This is a genomic window from Rhizobium laguerreae (genome assembly GCF_002008165.1).
Lineage (GTDB): Bacteria > Pseudomonadota > Alphaproteobacteria > Rhizobiales > Rhizobiaceae > Rhizobium > Rhizobium laguerreae.
In genome coordinates this window covers 20,008-35,587 of sequence record NZ_MRDM01000015.1, presented here as the reverse complement: position 1 = coordinate 35,587, position 15,580 = coordinate 20,008, and the positions used below count along the sequence as shown (strand labels likewise).

Sequence of the window (15,580 nt, the reverse complement as noted above, 5' to 3'; positions counted from 1 at the left end):
CTACGCTGCGGTGACGCCTGCGGCGCGGCCCCTTCTTCGGGCGCCATCGGGAATGGTCCCGATGCAACGAAGGAGACAATCCCATGGCTACTACGATCGCAACTCTCACCGAAAAGACCGACGGCACGCTCGAAGGCGTCTTCGCCACCATCCGGGTCAACGCCCCGATCGCCCTAATCCCGAACGCCAACAAGGCGAGCGAAGAAGCCCCGGACTACCGCATCATCCACCGCAAGACCGGCTTTGAGATCGGCGCAGGCTGGAACCGCGTCTCGCGCCAGACCGGCGAGGAATACATCTCCACGAAGCTCGAAGCGCCCGAGATCGGTGTGATCTTCGGCAACGTCGCCCCGGCGCCCGGCGGCGAGCCCGGCAAGAAGGTCATCCTCTGGAACAGCCCGGCCTGAACCGGACCGCCGGCCCCGAAATCGGGGCCGGCCTCCCCATTCCAAAGGAGGCCGCCATGAGCCGCTACACAATTGCCGTCACCAGGACCGCATCCCGCCACGCCGACCCGGATGCCATTATCGGCTACGACCGTCCGCTTCAGACGTTCTTCCTCCAGGCATTTCCGGATACCGGTGGCGAGAATCTTGAACTCTGGCTTGGCACGGACTTCCGGGAGTTCGAAACACTGTCGCAACTGCGGTCCGCAGCAATCGCACTCGGTTTCGACTTCATACCCTTGGCATCCGGCATTCTTCACAGGCTGCTGGAAGACCATGCCCGCAAAGCGCAGCACGCGGTTGGCGACACGATCATCCAGGATATTCTCAACGGGACATCCGCTCGCTGACGCAAACCCAAAACGAAAATAGCCCGGCACGGCGCCGGGCTATTTTTGCTTGGCTGACAAAGTTACTTGTTCAGCGCATCCTTCAATGCCTTGGCCGGCGTAAAGGCCAGCTTTTTGGCCGCGGCAACCTTGATCGTCGCGCCAGTCGATGGATTGCGAGCCTCGCGCTCCGGTGTCGCCTTCACCTTGAACTTGCCGAAGCCGGGGAGGGAGGTCTCGTTGCCGGCTACTGCGGCTTCGGTGATGGATGCGATCACTGCCTCGACGATGGCTTTGCCCTGAGCCTTGGTGAGGCCATGCTCGCTTGCAATCTTGTCGGCGATCTCATTGGTGGTGGTCATTTTCTTCTCCGCATCGTTTCAGACGCAGAATCCCTGCCATTGCCGACCGGACCTGTCATCGACACGCTGCGGCAAATGACGCGGAAAGCCCCGGATCTCCACAGTTATTCACGTGGTCACGTGTCAGTAACCCGAAGACGGGTATCGAGCCCGTCCTCGGGTTTGGGTGCGATACGGAGAGGAAATGTCTGCTCAGTCCGTCCGAGGGTGTCATGGGCGCATGACGGCCTCAAGGACGAGCGGTGCCCCCAATTTTGCCTCCGCTGCGGTTCCCTGCACTCCGACAAAATCGGCACCCCCACTCGCCGCCGCTGGCGGTCGCTGACGCGATCCCTGACCCCGCCACGCCCCCATGACCGCGCGCGTCGTCTTTCACAAACGTCAAGGAGACGACGATGCTTCTGGAACAACACATTGAAGAGCTTCGCCTCGAACTGCGCGAAGCGATCGACCCGGTAGAGCGCCGCGAGATCGAAATCGAACTGGAGCTGGCTCGTGCCGAACTGGCGGTGATCACCGCAGAGCAGGAGGGCGCAATCGACGCCGAGCCACCCTTCTGAGGGTGGCTTTTGCCATATCGCCTGGCCTGACGCGCCGGATCGACCGGCGCTTCAGGCCAGCTTCGCTCGCCACCGGCCGGTGTCGGAACCTGCGGAGGTTCTTGCGGGAAGGGCGGAAGCGGTGGAATACCCCAACTCCTGTTTCGATCCCATGCCATCGACATGAGGATGGTATCCGCCTCCACGGCACTCCCTTCGCTATCGATCACCCGATGCATCTTGCCGTATATGCGGTTTCGGCCTGTATCCGCGCGACCGCCTCTTTCGCAAAAGCTGAAGGAAGAGCCTGACCGCCTCTTCCTCCAGCGCGAAATGATGCTCCCGCCTTTGGCCGGTGGCGCCGATACGGCCCCATCGGCGGATGAGACAGGCCTCGCCGAACAGGGTGGGCTCGATCGACATGGCATAGTAGCGGGCCATATTTTTCGTGGCGTCCGTGCGTTCGACATAGAGCTGGTAGGGTTGCGCGATCATGGCGGCAGGATCGCTGAGAGCCGACTCGACGTCCAACGAGACATTTGAATCGGTCCGTGTCGATTGATTCATGATGGTGATGAGTTGCCCCGACGGGCAGCATGATCCGGGCGAGCCGCCTGCGGCGGACGGTGCTATTCGCTGGCGCTCACGGAGCCCGAAGGCGGTCTCCGCCCATTCGGGTGACGCCCTCTCGCGGCTGCCGCACCCCCTCAGTGCGATTATCTGCCGGGCAACCAGGTTAAAAGGCGGCAGGGCCGGCTGCGCTCGGCAAACGGTCACGTCGCCTGTCGGCGACGTGGTCTATCTCTCTCTGACTTCCTATTGTCGCATTCGCCCCGGCGGCCTCAAGGACATCGCGGCCCCTCCAATTTTTCCGCCGCGCCGCTGACGCGACACAACGAAAAAATCGGTTCCTCCGCTCGCCGCCGCTGGCGGTCGCTTTCGCGATCCTTGACCCCTTGGGTCGCCAATGCGGGCACCTTTTCGTCAGAACGAAAAAGGAGGCTTCTTATGTCTGATTTCAACTTTCTCATGCTTCATGCCAAGCTCGCCGGCTTCAAGCTTCTCGTGAGCGCGAACCGTATCGGCTGCGAGGATGAATTCTCAAAGATGCTCCACGACCGGCTGATGGCCGGCCTTGATGGGGCGATCCGCTCGACGCGCCGTATCGTGGCCCTGCAACGCGAGTTGGTCATCGGGGACGATTTGGAGGGGACGATATCGTGCCAACTCCAAGGCGAGGAGGAAGTCCTCGCCCGCCGCACGTTTGTGCTCCTCGATGAGCTAGAGATCGATTACTTCACCTATGAGTATCGGGTCAACGGCGGTGAATGGCACAACGCCTTGTCGGCAGACTGCGACGGCATCGAGATCAGCTATCCGACGACCGTCTCGGTGAGCGACACGGAGATCGGTCCCCTCGCTACGATCATCCACGATATTGCGCGGGAAACAGGTATTGCCATCAGCGTCGCGCGCGTCGTTTACGCTTGAGCTGATGGGACGAGAGGCCGTTCCGCCTCTCGTCTTTCCCATTGGCTTGACCGCTTGCAGGCATCGAGCCAGCGCGCGTTCCTGAGGGGAGAGACTTGCCGCCTCTCCCCTCAAACACCCCTCTCCCTGTGGTGCGGGATGACACCCGCCCGGCCTTTCGGGCCGGTTGGCGGACGCTGCCGCGACTTTCCCAAACAAGACGGAGAGGATGAACTCCTTGCGCTACGCCCGCATTCTTCGGTCATCCGCTCCAGGTGTTCATCCTCTCCTGCGGTGCGCTCGCCGTCTCATCGTTCGCATGTCGTCGATGCCCGTTCCCTCCGGTCGCGGTCCTCTCGACTCCTTACGACGACAGCTCGCTTCAGCATCTCCCATCAAATCGGCCTGGACACCGTGCTGTTCCTCCGGCGCGGATCACAGGCAATGAGCCCGTGATCGCTGTTGCTTTGTCTGACGACTTGCAACTGCATCGGCGCCTCGGGCACGATGGCCATACCGATTTCTTGAGAGATGGCAGGATAGGCTAACGGTATACCGTTAACCGTTTCGCCCGAGGGGCGATTGTCGAGAGCGTGATCAGGGCCGGAATCTGTCACCGCTTATTGGCAGGTGCCTGGACATGAATTTGTTCTTGGTAGAGGTCGTTTGGCGGCAGAGAGTGACATCTCCTCACGGCACTGAATCTCTGTCTGTGAATCGGCGGGCGTGCAATTCACCCGTTTCGCCAATCGGTCAATGAGAGATCCGGCGTTCTCGCGTTTCGGCGGTTGGGCTGGTCGGTGGATCAGCGAATAGGTTCATCAGCGATTGTGCGGCTCGGAGAATAGGCGAGGGGGTGCTTCGCCAACTGCGCGCATCGGCAAACCGGCGATCGCGATTATTACTCATCGACGATTTCGGCTAATAGGTGGTTGAGCAAATCGGCGTTTTGGGGATTGGGAGTATGGGCCGATAGGTGATTTTGCGAACCCGCAATTCGGCGATTGCGCTGATGAGCGATCTTGCGAATGATGTCTCCGCTCCTTTTAGCGGGGAGCCTCTTACCTGCCATTTGCCAACGCAAGCCGCCAGTTCATCGGGCATTCCGTTGGGTACCGACTGCTTGAGAAATTCAGGAACGCTGCCACGCGAGCGCTGAGCAGATGTCGCGACGGATATAGCGCCGATAATGCGATCGCAGATCATCAGCAGGTGCAGGTTCAAGACGTCGTTTGTGCGTGGCTGCGGGTGAGGCAAACGACCTTACGGCAAGCCTCGGTCTTCAACACGAGTCTTTCAGATGGTATGCCGCCCGATCAGAGGAGTCCCTGTCCGAGCGATGGAGGTTGATGATCCGAGCGGCATCTTTGAGGCTTATCCCGTGCTTCTTGGCGAAGTAGTCGGCGTCATACGGATCGGAAATCTTCTTGCGTGTCTCCTGCTCGATTTGTTGACGTCGCTGCATAGAATTCTCCTGAACTGATTGAGGGAAGGGTTCATGCAACGATGGCTGCTTCGTCGTTGTTTGACGATAGTGAATGCTATTCAGCAATCATCTTGGAGGCAGTTCCTGGCTGGCTGTGGCAGCGAAGACTCTGCCGCGTCAGCGGGAGGGACCGTTTCATCGGGTTTTGGTGCTTCCATTGACGTGGGCGGCGCCCCTTGCTCACTATAACCCTCATGCGTCGGATGTTGCGGCAGGTCGTCTCCGCAGCATTTGAAGCCCTCAGGCGGCCTCATCTGGTTGATAAAATATTATACTGGAGTATAAGTACGGCTCGCGGCGCGAGGAGGTAAGGTCGGAGATCAGAACACCACCTACGCGCCCTCTACGCTGTTAACAACCGGGTCTGCATCTGACACACAATCGATCCCTACTGACGAAGGAATGGTACAAAGTTCCGATATCCGTCGATTGCCCGGGCTGCGGCGCACAGACCCGGTCCGCCGGCATTGTCGTCGGACCATCGAGCCTCGTCAACGCTGCCGACAGCTCTGAGAACGATGTTCTGAAGCGGCCATGGACACCGCTTGATGCCTTCGCATTCGTCGAGTCGCTCGGTGGTCGAACGAAGAATGTCGAGCAGTTCATCGTCAACCGCTTTCACAACGCGTTCGAATTCAGGAACGATCACTTGCTGGCGATCTGCCAGCACTGCGGGGAGAGTCTTTCACCTGCCGCTACCCGCTCTGTCGCCATGAACGGCTTTGTCCGCCTTGGGCAGAGACGTCTGCTGGTCAACGAACGGATGCTGCTCTTCGCATCGCACGTTGTGTTGACGGAATTCCATGGCGGCACGTCAATCGAGGAAAGCGGCCTGCCGCATCCAGATTACGCGCTCATGCTGATCTGCGATGCGGAAAGCACAGGCGGCGAAACCGGTACCGTCGAAGTGTGGCACAGCATCGCGCGTAATGACTACGCCATCACTGTGAAAGGTCACGAAGGTCGGGAGATTTGCCGTGACACCCTCCATGATGACCTCGCCGTCGTAGTGGCCACTGTTTCCAATCTCGGACTGGTCCTGACGCAGCTCCACCTGGCACAGCCATCATCACCCTACTGCCGGCTTGCCCGTGATCTCTTCCTCGAAACCCTTGCCCATGCCGGATATCGGCAGGAAAATTAGAAAGCAACACGATGCGGATTTCCAAAACGCGATCGGGATCTTTGGCGATATTGATCCTGTTGTCCGGATGTGGCGACCTGACACACCCAACGCGACCGCTGCCCCCAGTCCCATTTGCTTACCTCAGCCTCACCGCTTGCAGAGCCTATACCAGCAATATCGTCGAGTGCCAGCTTGAGTATGGTACACGGTTTGGACGCCAACGCCTCGGTCCTGTCCAGCAGACGGGTCTTAATATCAGTGGCGGTGACAGCCGCTATCAGGTCGCGTCCTGCTATCCGGTCTCGAGGATCCAGAGGGAATTGCCCAATTTCGTCTGCCGAATCTATGAGCCTCGATCAGGAACGGATGTCAGTCCGGTGTTGATCAAAGGAGGCACTGCGGTGCGCTTAGCGCGTGTTCTGGGCGATCGCGAACAGATCCAATATCGCTGGATGCCAGATAAATGGTCGCGGCTAGATGACTGAATTTGCTCAGGAAAAGAGCGCCCCGCCATCGCTATCGCTGCCGATAATTATACCGGAGTGAAATTTTAAGGTTGATTTCCGTAACGGAATGCAGTTCAAAATCTTATACCGCAGTATAATTATGAACTGGTTCGGCCATGGAACGAATCCCACTTCCGCCTGTGAAAACACCGCAAAAGGCATGGTCGCGAAGCGCGCTGTGGGTTGCTGGAATGTCGGCCTTCCTGCTCACCGGTTTCGCATCCGACCCGGACGACAACGATCCGCCCTCCTATTCTGGCATGCCTCAGGCCGATGGGCGTGGCGGCATCACGACCGAGAAGGCAGGGAGAGTGGCAGCCCGGTTGAACCCAGTCGCCGCGTCAAGTCTGGCCGTTGCAGCCAAGCAGCCGCCACAGCCGACAATCGATTGGGTCAACTTCAGTCAGCGCTTTGACACGGCGAAAGACGGACATTCGATTGAATCCGGCGTTCTTTCCTTGGACACGGTTGAGGAGTTTGAAAACAGTCGCGCGGAATTGTCGGGAAAAACGGCTAATAGCGCGAATGCTCGCCGCGAACGCACGGTGCATTCGCCGATCGACGTCTTTTCTTTTGAGCAGATGCCGTCCCCTCACATCGTCGATCCGCCGATCGCGTTGAAAGTCGGCGGCGAGCTGTCGTCGACACAGCCCCGACCCGATCTACTTTCCGGCATTCCTGAAGAATATGCAAAACTCGTATCGGCGATTGCCGACGCGGAAGAGGTTGACCCGAACTGGGTGTTCTCGATCATGCGGGCCGAAAATGCCGATTTCAATCCGCGCCTCGTCAGCTCCGCCGGCGCTATCGGCTTGATGCAGGTTATGCCGCGGATCGGCGAGGCCTTCGGCGCCAGTGATCTCACCGATCCCGAACAGAATATCCGCGCCGGCACTCGATTCCTCCGTGTTCTCATCGACAAGTATCGCAATCCGGTGCTTGTCGCCGCTGCCTATAATGCCGGTGAGCCTCGTGTCGATCTTCGCCACTCCCTGCCGCTGATCCGGGAGACCGCGGACTACGTCACGCGCGTCGTCGGCTTTTACATTGGCGCGGCGGCGACCTCTACGGGTATGCATGGCGGCCTGTCGCTTCAGTCGGAGTCCGGCTCGAAGCGCCGGGCAGGAGCCGCCGATCGCGCAAAGTCGCCGATGCTTGTTTTTTCAGTTGCAGGTCCGCTGACAGCGACGAACCGCTCCCCCCAGGAAGACGGACCGACCCACGTTGCCGGTCCGCTTAAAATCGTCAAGGAAGAGGTGCATTGATGAATCTGATCGCAGTGGCAGTCCTTTATGGCAGCGTCGCCTGGCGTTCGAGGGCTAAACGCAAATGGGTCGGCAATGCCGCAATGGTTTTTGCAGCTAGCCTGATCCTGCTTGTCAGCCAGTTCGAACCGGCTGCGGCGCAAAACCTCGATGCCTTGCAAAACGCCGCTGACCGGCTGGTGCAGTTCTTTACCGGTCCGTTCGGCCGCTCCGTCGGAGCGATCGCCTTCATCGGCATGTTTCTGGCTGCAGCCTTCGGATACTGGTCGTGGGGCGCCCTACTTCGGGTCGGGGGAAGCCTTGCCGGTATGTTTGCTGCCGCCGAGCTCGTCGACTTCCTTGCTGGCAGCGGATCTTGAACCATGGCTGGATCAGTCAACACCGCCGACGGTGGCGATGAGTACATCGAATGCCATCCGGTCATCCTCGCTCTGACACGGCCGCCGACGGTCATGGGGATCCCTTATACGTATTTTCTGGCGGAATGCTTCCTCTCGCTGATGGTGTTCATGATCCTAGGCTCGATCCTCTGGTTCCCGGTCTCCTTCGTGATCCTTCACAGTATTCTCTATGTTCTGACGGTGAAGCTCGACCTGTGGTTTTTCGAGATCGTCGGCCGGCTCAGCATGTGCGGCGTCAATCCTCTGGGTCGAAGGCTCGGCGGTGGCATCAGGACCTATGGGGCGTGATCGATGGGCACGATGGCGAGATCGTTGAAAGGGAGCTTGTCGAAAGGTTGGGAGATATTCGCCGACCGCAGCATATCGACACACGTCCCGTTTTATGTGCCGATCGAAAACGGCATTATCCGACTGAAGAACGACTGCCTGGTCTCCACTGTGCAATTGACCGGTTTTTCGTTCGAGACCGCCGATATCGAGACGATCAACATGCTGCAGCGGCAGCGCAACGCCGCGTTCCGCGCGATCTCATCGATCGGCAATTTTGCGCTGTACACCCACGTCATCCGGCGCAAGGTCGCGCCGTCGCTGCCGTCGGCTTTTGCCGATCCCTTCATGCGGCGTCTCGACGACGTCTATCAGTCGAGCATTTCCAGGAACGAGATGTTCGTCAACGACACCTACGTGTCCGTGGTTGTTCGGCCGCTGTTCAGACAAGGCTCGGCGCTCTCCCGTGTCATGGGCATCGGCGGCAATGTCGTGCGCAGGGAGCAGTTTCGTGCGATGCGCGACAGGCTTGTCGAAGCAACAAGGGCTCTGGAAAAATCGCTCGCCGCCTACGGTCCAAAAGTCTTGCGCGACGTGCAGCGCGCCGAAGTCGACCCTGGCAACGGAAAGGCGATCTACCGCGCCATCTCCGACGATATGACATTCGAGGAAGGCACGAGTAAAATCTGGTTTTCTGAGCAGTGCGAGTTCTTCTACACACTGCTGAACGGCGGCCGGGTCCGGCCGATCCGTCTCGGCAATATACCGATCGACGAGATGCTGCCGGCGCGGCGGACATCGATCGGCAACCGGATCATCCATCTGCAGGGCGACACGCCCGACGACGACCGCTATGCGGCAATGGTCTCGCTGAAGGAATATCCGCCCGAGACCGGCGCCGGCATGCTCGACTATATCCTAAAGCTGCCCTTCGAGATGGTGCTGACCCAGTCGATATCGTTCATCGACGACATGGCTGCCCGCAGCCGCATCGAAAGGCTCGATCGGCAGATGTCGAAGGCCGACGAGGGCGGCTCCAGCGTGCAGGCCAATCTCGATATCGCCCGCGACGAGCTTGCGCGGAAACGCGTCGCCTTCACCGAACACCACCTCACCGTCATGCCGATCGCCAGGACCACGGCCCAGCTTGACGACGCAGTTGCCCTGATCGGAAATGAGCTCGGGGCGCTTGGAGCCTCCTATGTCCGCGAGGATCTGAATGCCGAACCGGCCTATTGGGCTCAGCTACCAGGCAACCAGGCTTATATCGCGCGCCGGGCTTTGATTTCGACGCTCAACTGCGCCGGGCTCAGCAGCTTCCACGCCTATCCCTATGGCAAGCCGGATGGAAACCATTGGGGACCAGCAATCACCATTTTCGAGACGACCTCCGGCACGCCCTTCTTCTTCAACTTCCACCAGGGCGACGTCGGGCACACGACGGTGTTCGGACCGACGGGTTCGGGCAAGACCGTCATCATGGCTTTCCTGATCCTCCAGGCCTACCGCGTCAGTCCGCGACTGAAGACGATCGTTTTCGACAAGGATCGTGGTCTCGACATCATGGTGCGGGCGGCAGGCGGCCGATACATGACGCTCGAACCCGGCGAACCGTCGGGCTGGAATCCCTTGCTTCTCGACGACACCGAGGAGAACCGCGTTTTCCTGTACGGGCTTTTGAGCTTCATGCTGAAGCCGTCAAAGGAAGGCGAAAGCCTGACGCCGCAAGAGGAATCAATCATCCGCAATGCGATCAAATCCGTCCTCAAGACGAAGGACAGATCGTATCGTCGTCTATCCTCGCTAAGGGCGCTGCTTGCGGGTAGCGAGAGGACCGAAGGCAGCCTGATCGCAAGGCTCGACAAGTGGATCGATCGCGGCCCCTATGCCTGGCTCTTCGACAATGCCGACGACAATCTGGACATCTCCAGGCCGATGATCGGTTTCGACATGACCTCGATCCTCGACGATCCGACGGTGCGCACTGCGGCCCTCCTCTACATGTTCCACCGGCTGGACGAGATCTACGACGGCAAAGCGCCGATCATCAACCTGATGGACGAAGCCTGGAAGCTGCTCGACGACGACGAGTTCAAGCGCACCATGAAAGACTACTTCAAGACTATCCGGAAAAGGAATGGTCTAGTGATCTTCGGTACGCAGTCGGCCGACGACGTCGTGCAGTCCAGCGTCAGCCGCACGATCATCGAGCAGACGTCGACCAACATCTTCTTCGCCAATCCGAAGGCCGACGAGCACTCCTACATGGAGCATTTCGGGCTCTCCAGGGCTGAATTCGAATGGGTCAGAAACGGCGACCCGAGCTCGCGCTTCATGCTGATCAAGCAGGCGAGGAGCAGCGTGATCGCGCGCGTCGACATGTCCCACATGCCGGAGTTCATCAAGGTCTTGTCCGGCCGCGAGGAGACCGTTCGCGAGGTCGAGATGCTGCTCAACGAATACGGAGACGATCCGAAGAACTGGCTGTCGAAATTCTGCGACTGGGAGAGGGAAGCGTCCGATGAACAACGCAAAGCTTCCTGAACTGGCGATGGCCGCCGTGCTGGCGCTGGCGACAGTGATGGCCCCCGCGCCCACCCGCGCCCAGGTTCCGGTCTTTGACAATGCCCGCCAGAAGATCCAGCAGGCGACCTTGAACTGGTACCAGGCCTATCAGGCCGACACCCGGAAACTGAAAGGCGCCTCGGGCGGAACGACGGACAGCGTGGCGCCCGGCCAAGGCTCTGGCGCACCCGCCGATTGCTCGGCAGACGGCATGGACGGCGACACCGCGCCGGCGGCGCCATCGAAGCGCACACCGAGCCAACAGGAAGTCGCCCGCATGGTCGAGGACGAGGCCATTCGCCAGGGCGTCGATCCGAATTTTGCGCTCGCCATTGCCGAACAGGAATCGCGCTTCCGGCAGTCCGCGCGCTCGGCGGTCGGCGCCACTGGTGTCATGCAACTGATGCCAGGAACCGCAGACCAGCTCGGCGTCAACCCTTATGATACGCGCGACAATATCCGCGGCGGCGTCAAATACATCAAACAGCTTCAGGGAATGTTCGGCAATCGCTACGGCCTGATCGCCGCCGGCTACAATGCCGGTCCTTATCGTCAGTCGCTTCAGAACGGCCAAATCCCGAACATCCCCGAGACCCAGGATTACGTCAAAAAGGTCTCCGCTTACTACAGCCGCAACAAGGCGCAGAATGGCGACCGGAGCCCACCAGTTGACGACAACACCGAGCCCGAAAGCGCGAGCTACGGGAACGGTTGTGGCGAGCAGCTGAAAAAAGCTGTCGACCGCAACACGCAAGCGCAGGTCGAGCGCGGATCGGTCTGGAATGAGCTGCTTGGGAAATCGATTGAAGCAAACCAGCAATATCTGCAGCGCCTTCAGGCCGGGTTGCAATCGTCGTCGGCGAACTTACGCGGCTCCGGTGGCGGCAATTCAAAAGATTTCGACGGTTCGCTCGTGATGGCGCAGATCCAATGCCCGTCGACGATCGTCGACACCGGCAGCACCCGCTGCTTTGCCGTGCCGTCGACCGCCACGACCGAGCATATCCAGCGCTGGCTTTACGACCTGCAGGAACAGGCACGCGCCAATGGCACCATCGCGACCTTTTCGGCGATGCAGGATCCCGTATTGGGCCTGGTGACGGTCGTCGACGCCAGAGCGACAGCAAACTGAACGGACAGGAGAGGTTAGGCACATGAACACATTGGTCATCGCGGCAGCCCTTGGCATCGTCGCCGTCTCGCATGCTGACGCGCAGGTCCCCGTCAAGGATTCGGAGAACATTTCGCTCAGCGAGGACATCAAGAAACTGTCGTCTGAGATCCAGCAGGACACCTCGGTTGTCAAGGACAACACGACGAAGACCTTGCAGGCGATCACCGGCGATCGCAATCAGGATGCCAGCCAGTTCGCCAAACTTGCGACCGGCAATGGCTTCAGCATGGGACAGGCGCCGGATTTCGGGATGATCCTGTCGGGAAATCAGGCCGTGTTCGGCGGCATCAGCGGTCAGTTTCAGAATACGGCCGCCAAACTTATCAACGGCCTCAACCTGGTGAAGATGGTGGTCGACACCGTCAAGGGCGGTGAGCTCTCCGGCGCCAACCAGGCCTATTCGCAAGGTGTCAATGCGCTGACGACGATGACGGCGCTGACGGATGCGATGAACAGCGCCACCAAGGATCGGCAGAACTCGTTCATGCAGGCAACCGAGAAGATCGGAACGGCTCAGGATCTGAAGGGTGCGCTCGAACAAAACACCCAGATGGTGCTGCAGGGCAACCAGACCGCAAACGAGGCCGTTGGTTCCCTCAACAACCAGGTCATGCTTTTAAACCAGCAATATAAGGCCGCGCTCGCCACTTCATCGCAGAACCTCAAGACCTTCGCGCCGCTTCCCGACAGTGTCATGCGGGATGGGGGCTTAGAGCAGCAGGGGGCCTCGGTTCGCAATCAGTTGAAGGCATTCGAGGAGCAGGAGCAGTGAGGCCGATGCTCATCCTGGCATTTTGTTGCGCGGCCCTCAGTGGCTGCGGCGGTAAATACGAACAGTTGGCGAAATGCTCGCCCGACGAAAATCCCGTGCCGGCGCTCGGCTACAACAGAGAGCCGCAACCAGCGCCGCCGGAACAGGCGCTGGCGAGAGTGGTCAAAGACGATTGCGGCCCGATGCGGCCTGTCAATTAGGATGCGACATGGATCCAGTCAGCTACGCGATCAATTTCTATGGCGACGCGCTCCGATATTTCGACAAGATCAACGAAGCCTCCCTCGAACGCGCGTGGGGCCTGTTTGCCGAAAATAGCAATCTTGTCTCAGCCATTCTGGCGATCTTCCTGATCCTCTACTTCCTCTGGGGTGCACTCGGACTGTCTGCTGTCTCCCTGCAGGACATGGCGGTGAAGGCTTTCAAGATCGCGCTGGCTTACGCCTTGGTCATGTCCTGGGCCACTTTCTACGATAATATCGGCCAGTTCGTGCTCTCGTCGCCCCAGGATCTCGGTTCGGCCATTTCCTCGGCGATGGGCGGCCAGTCGGCCGGTTCTGATCTGGCCAGCCAAGTCGCCTCAATGGCGCGTAAGGTCTACGACTTCGCCATGCAGCTCTTCAATTCCTACGAGTCGGGGTGGCTGCCGAATGTCACCGGCGCTGTGGTCGTGTTCATCGTGCTGGTGTTCGGTCTGCTGCCGATGCTGCTCATCCTCACCGGCGTGACCCTGTTTGCCAAGATGATCACCGCCGTGATGCTGGCGATCGGGCCGATTGCGATCCTCTGCTACTTTTTCGGCATCACGCGATTTGTCTTCGATGCATGGGTGAGGGGTGTCGCCTATGGCATGTTCATGCTGCTCTTCACCTACATCATGGCCGGGCTGTCCTTCGGTTTTCTGATCGGCATGATGGACACGATCAACGGCGACATGGCGACCAAGGAAAACGCGCTCGCGATCGTGCTCGCCATGGTGCTCTACCTGGCGCTGATCTCCTATTTCATTTTCCAGGTTCCGGATTTCGCCAGAACCTTTTCCTACGGCACGGCGATCTCGGGCGTGCCGGGCGGGGGCGGTGTCGATACCGGTTACAGCGCCACGCGGAGAACACTTGCATCCAGCAATTCGAGGACGGGGCAGGCCGCCGCCGTTGCTCTTGGCATGCTGGCCGGACCGAGAGGCGCCGTGACGGCGGCAGCACTTGCCGGCCGCGGCAGTGTGGCGGGCGTCGGCGCGCTCGGCCGGATGCTGACCAATCGCCGCCGCAACAGCGAGTGAACGAGACACTGTTATTCGAGGGCAACACTTGGCATTGTTCAGAAGACAGATAAGACCTGCGCCGACCGATCATGTCCCCGGACCGCAGGAAATCTATGACCGGCACTTGTCCTGGGGCGAAAAGAACCGCTCGCTTCGGACCTTGATCGGTTTCATCCTGCTCGTGTTCGCCGTGGCGGGCTGGGCCATCGCCGGAATACTGTCGTTTTCGGTGGCGCAGCTCTTCCCGCTCGTTCGCACCGAGGTGGTGCCCCTGATCGTGGACAAGAACACCGGCTACATGGAAACCGTGACGACGCTCGACAAGGATCGGTCGAGCGTCTCGGAAATCCAGGCGGTTCGCGCCTCATTCGTCGGCAATTACGTCATCCGCCGCGAGACCTACGATCCCCGCTATCTCTCGGACAATTTCGACATGATCGCGCTCTGGTCGGAACCGAACTCCGAGGCCTTCAAGGAGTATGAGGCGTGGATGAACCCAAGCAATCCACGAGGGCCTGTGAAGACACTTGGTGCCACCGGCGACATCCAGCCGGAAATCCTCTCGGTCAATCCTCTCAATGCCTCGACCATGGCGGTCCGATTTGAGACGCGGGAGCGCCAGCGCGGTGGCGACGTCGTCAATCGTTGGTCTGCCACGGTGCGCTACCGGCAGGTCAATCTTCCCGCCAGCAACCGGGTTCGTCTGCACAATCCGCTGGGCTTTGTCGTCACCGAATACGCGAGGGTTCCGGAAACCATGCCGTCGGGGGCCGCCCAATGATGAAACGGATGGCGGCGCTCTCATTCTTACTGCTGCTGGGAACCACGGTCGGTCATGCCGAACTGGTTGCACGTCCGGGAAGGCTCGATCCTCGGGTGCGCTCGCTACCCTATTCGGCTGAACAGGTTTTCCTGGTGACGGGCACCTACGGTATGGTGACGACGATCCTCTTCGGCACGGACGAAGAGATCACCCAGGTCGTTGCCGGCGACACCGTCTCCTGGCAGATTCTGACCTCGGCCGACCGGCGTTCCCTGACCTTGAAGCCAATGGAAAAGGACGCTTCGACCAATCTCTCCGTCGTGACCACCAGGCGGACCTACTCCTTCGATCTGCGGGTCAATGATAGCAAGGCGATCCAGAACCAGACCTTCAAGCTGCAGTTCACCTATCCCGAAGATGCCGGGCTGAAGGGGACGGCCGAGCTTTGGAAACAGGCGCAGGATGCTGCGCGCAATCCGAACCTCAAGAACATCCGTCGCGACAAGGTCAACTACGACTATGGCTTCAAGGGAAGCGATGCGGCAAAGCCGCTCTGGGTGTTTGACGACGGATTGAAGACCTTCATGAAATTCACCGGCGACATTCCGGCGATCTTCATCGTCGACCGGAAACGCCGCGAGAGCCTCGTGAACTACCGCCGCGAGGCCGATTACATCGTCATCGATACCGTCTCGCGGCAGTGGTCGCTGCGCTATGGCACCGAGGACGAGACCTGCCTGTTCAATCTGCGAACTGTTCCCGCCGATATTCCGGCGCCGATCGAAGGTGCGGTTGCGCCGAAGCGGATCGGTGCCGGCGGTCCCCCGCAACACGCTCAACACTAG

General features: G+C 59.7%; 18 protein-coding genes and 1 pseudogene. 15 read left to right on the top strand and 4 right to left on the bottom strand.

Annotated features, from left to right (window positions below; all coding sequences use genetic code 11):
• Nucleotides 1–83 precede the first annotated feature (83 nt).
• A complete protein-coding gene (locus BS630_RS23330) occupies nucleotides 84–407 on the top strand; it encodes a DUF736 domain-containing protein (RefSeq protein ID WP_063473607.1) in 324 nt (107 codons plus the stop codon).
• Nucleotides 408–463: 56 nt separating this feature from the next.
• Nucleotides 464–796, top strand: coding sequence for a hypothetical protein (locus BS630_RS23325; protein WP_077979308.1), 333 nt, complete (start codon nucleotides 464–466; stop codon nucleotides 794–796).
• A 62-nt stretch (nucleotides 797–858) separates the two neighbouring features.
• Here the strand turns inward: BS630_RS23325 and BS630_RS23320 are convergent, their stop codons facing one another.
• The gene (locus BS630_RS23320; RefSeq protein ID WP_077979307.1) at nucleotides 859–1,137 is read right to left on the bottom strand and encodes an HU family DNA-binding protein; all 279 of its coding nucleotides are present in this window, start codon (nucleotides 1,135–1,137) and stop codon (nucleotides 859–861) included.
• A 395-nt stretch (nucleotides 1,138–1,532) separates the two neighbouring features.
• Between BS630_RS23320 and BS630_RS37445 the strand changes: the two genes are divergently transcribed.
• Nucleotides 1,533–1,697 (top strand): hypothetical protein, encoded by a 165-nt coding sequence (locus BS630_RS37445; RefSeq protein ID WP_167383835.1) that lies wholly within the window; start codon nucleotides 1,533–1,535, stop codon nucleotides 1,695–1,697.
• A 198-nt stretch (nucleotides 1,698–1,895) separates the two neighbouring features.
• Here BS630_RS37445 and BS630_RS23310 read toward each other — a convergent pair whose 3' ends face one another.
• Complete coding sequence (locus BS630_RS23310) at nucleotides 1,896–2,243, bottom strand: WGR domain-containing protein (RefSeq protein ID WP_245310463.1); 348 nt, start codon at nucleotides 2,241–2,243, stop codon at nucleotides 1,896–1,898.
• Nucleotides 2,244–2,684: 441 nt separating this feature from the next.
• Here BS630_RS23310 and BS630_RS23305 point away from each other — a divergent pair, with 441 nt between their 5' ends.
• On the top strand, nucleotides 2,685–3,167 hold the full coding sequence (locus tag BS630_RS23305) for a hypothetical protein (RefSeq protein WP_077979306.1): 483 nt from the start codon (nucleotides 2,685–2,687) through the stop codon (nucleotides 3,165–3,167).
• Between the two features lie 1,050 nt (nucleotides 3,168–4,217).
• Here BS630_RS23305 and BS630_RS38090 read toward each other — a convergent pair.
• Both BS630_RS38090 and BS630_RS23300 read right to left on the bottom strand, forming a co-directional pair.
• Nucleotides 4,218–4,348: pseudogene (locus tag BS630_RS38090) on the bottom strand (LysR family transcriptional regulator); the annotation flags it as partial.
• A gap of 80 nt (nucleotides 4,349–4,428) precedes the next feature.
• Entirely contained in the window at nucleotides 4,429–4,611 is a 183-nt protein-coding gene (locus BS630_RS23300) for a hypothetical protein (protein WP_032993516.1), read from the bottom strand.
• A 670-nt stretch (nucleotides 4,612–5,281) separates the two neighbouring features.
• Between BS630_RS23300 and BS630_RS38085 the strand changes: the two genes are divergently transcribed.
• The 11 genes from BS630_RS38085 (at nucleotide 5,282) to BS630_RS23245 (ending at nucleotide 15,580) form a co-directional block, all read left to right on the top strand.
• Nucleotides 5,282–5,776 (top strand): hypothetical protein, encoded by a 495-nt coding sequence (locus tag BS630_RS38085; protein WP_245310462.1) that lies wholly within the window; start codon nucleotides 5,282–5,284, stop codon nucleotides 5,774–5,776.
• 679 nt (nucleotides 5,777–6,455) lie between these two features.
• The gene (locus BS630_RS23290) at nucleotides 6,456–7,529 is read left to right on the top strand and encodes a lytic transglycosylase domain-containing protein (protein WP_077979304.1); all 1,074 of its coding nucleotides are present in this window, start codon (nucleotides 6,456–6,458) and stop codon (nucleotides 7,527–7,529) included.
• Nucleotides 7,529–7,888 carry a TrbC/VirB2 family protein gene (locus BS630_RS23285; RefSeq protein WP_028743947.1) on the top strand — a complete coding sequence of 120 codons (360 nt, stop codon included), beginning with the start codon at nucleotides 7,529–7,531 and terminating at the stop codon, nucleotides 7,886–7,888. The genes BS630_RS23290 and BS630_RS23285 overlap by 1 nt, the downstream gene beginning before the upstream one ends.
• A gap of 3 nt (nucleotides 7,889–7,891) precedes the next feature.
• Entirely contained in the window at nucleotides 7,892–8,218 is a 327-nt protein-coding gene (locus BS630_RS23280; protein ID WP_028743946.1) for a VirB3 family type IV secretion system protein, read from the top strand.
• 3 nt (nucleotides 8,219–8,221) lie between these two features.
• Nucleotides 8,222–10,741: a VirB4 family type IV secretion/conjugal transfer ATPase gene (locus tag BS630_RS23275; RefSeq protein WP_077979303.1), complete on the top strand. Its 2,520-nt coding sequence runs from the start codon at nucleotides 8,222–8,224 to the stop codon at nucleotides 10,739–10,741.
• Nucleotides 10,719–11,894 carry a lytic transglycosylase domain-containing protein gene (locus BS630_RS23270; RefSeq protein ID WP_077979302.1) on the top strand — a complete coding sequence of 392 codons (1,176 nt, stop codon included), beginning with the start codon at nucleotides 10,719–10,721 and terminating at the stop codon, nucleotides 11,892–11,894. Before BS630_RS23275 ends, BS630_RS23270 begins: the two co-directional genes overlap by 23 nt.
• A 22-nt stretch (nucleotides 11,895–11,916) precedes the next feature.
• The gene (locus BS630_RS23265) at nucleotides 11,917–12,708 is read left to right on the top strand and encodes a conjugal transfer protein (protein ID WP_077979301.1); all 792 of its coding nucleotides are present in this window, start codon (nucleotides 11,917–11,919) and stop codon (nucleotides 12,706–12,708) included.
• Between the two features lie 5 nt (nucleotides 12,709–12,713).
• A complete protein-coding gene (locus tag BS630_RS37685) occupies nucleotides 12,714–12,908 on the top strand; it encodes a hypothetical protein (protein ID WP_205933476.1) in 195 nt (64 codons plus the stop codon).
• An 8-nt stretch (nucleotides 12,909–12,916) separates the two neighbouring features.
• Nucleotides 12,917–13,990, top strand: coding sequence for a TrbL/VirB6 family protein (locus BS630_RS23255; RefSeq protein ID WP_077979299.1), 1,074 nt, complete (start codon nucleotides 12,917–12,919; stop codon nucleotides 13,988–13,990).
• 28 nt (nucleotides 13,991–14,018) lie between these two features.
• A complete protein-coding gene (locus tag BS630_RS23250) occupies nucleotides 14,019–14,753 on the top strand; it encodes a VirB8 family type IV secretion system protein (RefSeq protein WP_077979298.1) in 735 nt (244 codons plus the stop codon).
• Nucleotides 14,750–15,580 (top strand): TrbG/VirB9 family P-type conjugative transfer protein, encoded by an 831-nt coding sequence (locus BS630_RS23245; RefSeq protein ID WP_245310461.1) that lies wholly within the window; start codon nucleotides 14,750–14,752, stop codon nucleotides 15,578–15,580. Before BS630_RS23250 ends, BS630_RS23245 begins: the two co-directional genes overlap by 4 nt.

What these genes read in the sequence shown, in the direction of transcription:
- BS630_RS23330 (WP_063473607.1), top strand. Translation starts at nt 84, where the DNA reads ATGGCTACTACGATCGCAACTCTCACCGAAAAGACCGACGGCACGCTC.
- BS630_RS23325 (WP_077979308.1), top strand. Translation starts at nt 464, where the DNA reads ATGAGCCGCTACACAATTGCCGTCACCAGGACCGCATCCCGCCACGCC.
- BS630_RS23320 (WP_077979307.1), bottom strand. Translation starts at nt 1,137, where the DNA reads ATGACCACCACCAATGAGATCGCCGACAAGATTGCAAGCGAGCATGGC.
- BS630_RS37445 (WP_167383835.1), top strand. Translation starts at nt 1,533, where the DNA reads ATGCTTCTGGAACAACACATTGAAGAGCTTCGCCTCGAACTGCGCGAA.
- BS630_RS23310 (WP_245310463.1), bottom strand. Translation starts at nt 2,243, where the DNA reads ATGAATCAATCGACACGGACCGATTCAAATGTCTCGTTGGACGTCGAG.
- BS630_RS23305 (WP_077979306.1), top strand. Translation starts at nt 2,685, where the DNA reads ATGTCTGATTTCAACTTTCTCATGCTTCATGCCAAGCTCGCCGGCTTC.
- BS630_RS23300 (WP_032993516.1), bottom strand. Translation starts at nt 4,611, where the DNA reads ATGCAGCGACGTCAACAAATCGAGCAGGAGACACGCAAGAAGATTTCC.
- BS630_RS23290 (WP_077979304.1), top strand. Translation starts at nt 6,456, where the DNA reads ATGTCGGCCTTCCTGCTCACCGGTTTCGCATCCGACCCGGACGACAAC.
- BS630_RS23285 (WP_028743947.1), top strand. Translation starts at nt 7,529, where the DNA reads ATGAATCTGATCGCAGTGGCAGTCCTTTATGGCAGCGTCGCCTGGCGT.
- BS630_RS23280 (WP_028743946.1), top strand. Translation starts at nt 7,892, where the DNA reads ATGGCTGGATCAGTCAACACCGCCGACGGTGGCGATGAGTACATCGAA.
- BS630_RS23275 (WP_077979303.1), top strand. Translation starts at nt 8,222, where the DNA reads ATGGGCACGATGGCGAGATCGTTGAAAGGGAGCTTGTCGAAAGGTTGG.
- BS630_RS23270 (WP_077979302.1), top strand. Translation starts at nt 10,719, where the DNA reads ATGAACAACGCAAAGCTTCCTGAACTGGCGATGGCCGCCGTGCTGGCG.
- BS630_RS23265 (WP_077979301.1), top strand. Translation starts at nt 11,917, where the DNA reads ATGAACACATTGGTCATCGCGGCAGCCCTTGGCATCGTCGCCGTCTCG.
- BS630_RS37685 (WP_205933476.1), top strand. Translation starts at nt 12,714, where the DNA reads ATGCTCATCCTGGCATTTTGTTGCGCGGCCCTCAGTGGCTGCGGCGGT.
- BS630_RS23255 (WP_077979299.1), top strand. Translation starts at nt 12,917, where the DNA reads ATGGATCCAGTCAGCTACGCGATCAATTTCTATGGCGACGCGCTCCGA.
- BS630_RS23245 (WP_245310461.1), top strand. Translation starts at nt 14,750, where the DNA reads ATGATGAAACGGATGGCGGCGCTCTCATTCTTACTGCTGCTGGGAACC.